The sequence below is a fragment of the Spirosoma pulveris genome (assembly GCF_054781875.1).
The window spans coordinates 1-3020 of the sequence record NZ_BAAGTO010000048.1 but is presented as its reverse complement, the minus strand read 5'-3'; the positions used below and the strand labels follow the sequence as shown (position 1 = coordinate 3020).

General features: G+C 53.4%; 2 protein-coding genes. Both read left to right on the top strand.

The window, feature by feature from the left end; translation table 11 throughout:
* On the top strand, positions 1–2098 hold a 2098-nt coding region (locus ACYVJM_RS31980), incomplete at its 5' end, for a SusC/RagA family TonB-linked outer membrane protein (protein ID WP_461152187.1).
* A 36-nt stretch (positions 2099–2134) separates the two neighbouring features.
* Positions 2135–3020, top strand: an 886-nt coding sequence (locus ACYVJM_RS31975; protein ID WP_461152186.1) for a RagB/SusD family nutrient uptake outer membrane protein, incomplete at its 3' end; no start/stop codon positions are given.

Here is a 3020-nt window from a genome sequence, read left to right as displayed (position 1 = left end):
CCAGTACTCGCTCTCGCTCAACTACCGCGATGATCAGGGCTTGATCAAGACCTCTTACATGAAGCGCTACTCGGGACGTTTCTCGATCGACGATCAGGTTAAGAGCTGGCTCAAAATCGGCGGTACCATGAGCTACAACTACCAAACGGAAAACCTGGTGGACGTCAACGATGCGGTAGCTCGTCAGATCGTGGAGGACTTTCCGTTCCTGCCCGTGCGCTACCCTGATACAGGTGTCTTTGCTGAGAACCGGGACTACCCCTTTGCTGAGGGCACCATGAGTTCGGTGCACCGGCTGATGGACCGTAAGTACATCCAGAACACCCAAACCATTTTGGGCAGTCTGTTCACCAACATCACCTTCGGTAAAGGGTTGGAGATGCGCACGGTGCTGGGTACTAACATTCAAACCCAGGAGATCAACCAGTCGCAGACCCGTACACTCAACATCGGTAACAACGGTAACGCATCGGCAAATAATAACCGGCAGAATTTCTGGTCGTTAGAGAACTACCTGACCTATAACAAGCAGTTTGGTCAGGATCACTCCTTCACGGGTCTGTTGGGTCTGTCCTGGCAGGAAACCAACACCTTTGGCATTGGCGCCAGCGTGAGCGGTTTCGCTACCGACTACTTTGGCTTCAATAACCTGGGGGCCGGTGCAATTAACCCAGGAGTTAGTTCAGGCGCATCGCGTTTTGCCTTTAACTCCTACTTTGGTCGGATCAACTACGGCTACAAGAACAAGTACCTCTTCACGGCCACCGGCCGGGCCGACGGCTCCTCGAAGTTCGGAGAAAACCACAAGTTTGCTTTCTTCCCCTCGGCGGCTCTGGCCTGGCGGGTATCGGAAGAGGACTTCCTGAAGGGCAACCCCGTCATCTCGAATTTGAAGATCCGTACCAGCTACGGTCTGACGGGTAACTCCGAAATTCCGCCTTACTCTTCGCTGTCGCTATTGAGCTCGAACTACTCGACGATTTATAATGATACCAGAGTAAGTGGTACGGGTATCAACCGTTTGGCTAACCCCGACCTGCGGTGGGAGAAAACGGCCCAGACTGATGTAGGTCTTGAAGTTGGTTTCCTCAAAGGACGCATCTCGCTGGAAGCGGATTACTACTACCGTCTGACGACCGACATGCTGCTGGATGCCCCCGTACCCCAGTCGAGTGGTTATGCCACCATCCGGCGCAACGTGGGCTCGATGGAGAACAAAGGCTTCGAGTTTGGTCTGAACACGGTGAACATCAACCGCGGAAACTTCAGCTGGAATACTTCGTTTAACATCTCCCTGAACAAAAACAAGGTACTGTCGCTGGCTACCCCATCGGATATTTTCAACGTAGGTGGTCCTAACTTCACTAACCCTACCAACGTGATTCGGGTAGGTGAAGCCGTTGGTTCATTCTGGGGCCTGACACGTGCCGGTGTGTGGAGTGAAGCCGAGCGGGAAGAAGCCGCCAAGTTCACCAGCTACCGCAATGGTCTGACCATTCTGCCCGGCGACATCAAGTACCTCGATGTGAACGGCGACAAGGCGATCACCGATGCTGACCGCAGCATCATTGGCAACGGCAGCCCGAAAGGCTGGGGAGCCATGACCAACAACATCCGCGTTGGCAACTTCGACGCCACGTTGGAATTGCAGTACATGTTTGGCAACCAGGTGATGATGATGAACCTGCACGCCAGTGAAGACCGGCAGGCCCTGGCCAACAGCTATTCGTCGGTACTGAATGCCTGGACACCCACCAACCAGGGTAGCCAGATTGCCGAAGTTCGGGACACACGGGCGGGCTACGTGACCAACGTGGACAGCCACTGGATCAAGGATGGTTCGTTCCTGCGGGGCCGCAACCTCCTGTTTGGCTATACGCTGCCGGTTAACGTAACGTCTAAACTGAAGATGAACCGGTTACGCGTATACGTCTCCGCTCAGAACTTCTTCTTGCTGCTGAAAGATCCGATCGTTGGTGATCCGGAAGTTACACCGACCAACCAAGGTACGGGTAACAGTGCTTTCTCGCAGGGCATGATCTGGCACAACTATCCTAAGCCAACTACGTATCTCTTAGGCCTACAAATTGGCTTGTAGTTCGCAAATGCATTTAATTAACTGACATTTCCTTGTATGAGACATACCTTAGTAAAAAATATAAGTAGAGTTTTGCTGTGTGGTGCAGCCCTGATGGGTCCTGCCGGTTGTACTGAATTCCTGAAGGAACAGGCGCCTTCGAATTTAACAACAAGCAATTTCTATACAATTCCTGACCATGCTGAAGCCGGTTTGGCCTCGGTCTACGCCAGTCTGCGGTTTATGGGCGATGGGGCCGGTATCTTCTCCAGCAACTGGCAGTTGCTCGAAGCCCTGACCGGAACCTCCACCACTGAGACCGCTCAGAACTCCGACCTCAACAACCTGTATAGCTTGGTTCATGATGGTAATACGGCTCACGTGGTCAACTACTGGAACGGCCTATACCGGGTTATCGCCAATGCCAATCAGGTACTTGACCGGGTTCCCGGCATTACGCCGATGGATGCCGCACAGAAGACTAAAATTCTGGGCGAAACCCGGTTCCTACGAGCAACTGCGTATTTTACGGCGGTTCAGTTATGGGGCGACATTCCTTTAATCACGGCGCCCCAAACGGCAGCATCGACGGATTTCTTACCTGCTCGGGCATCTAAAGAAGATGTTTATAAACTGATCGTCGATGATCTGTTAGCAGCAGAAGCCTCGGGACTGGCGTGGATGGATGCGAGTGGTCGGGTTAACCTGGCAGCGGTCAAAACCCAACTCGCCAAAGTCTACCTCACCATGGCTGGCTTCCCCCTCAGCAAAGGAGCTTCCCACTACAAACTGGCCGCCGACAAGGCCCTCGAAGTCATCACCTACGCCAATGCCAATCCCTCGGTGATCAACCTCTTCACCTCCTATGAGGACGTCCACCGGGAAAGCACCAAGAACCGCGTCGAGCACCTGTTCATGCTCCAGTACAACACCCTGGTGGCGG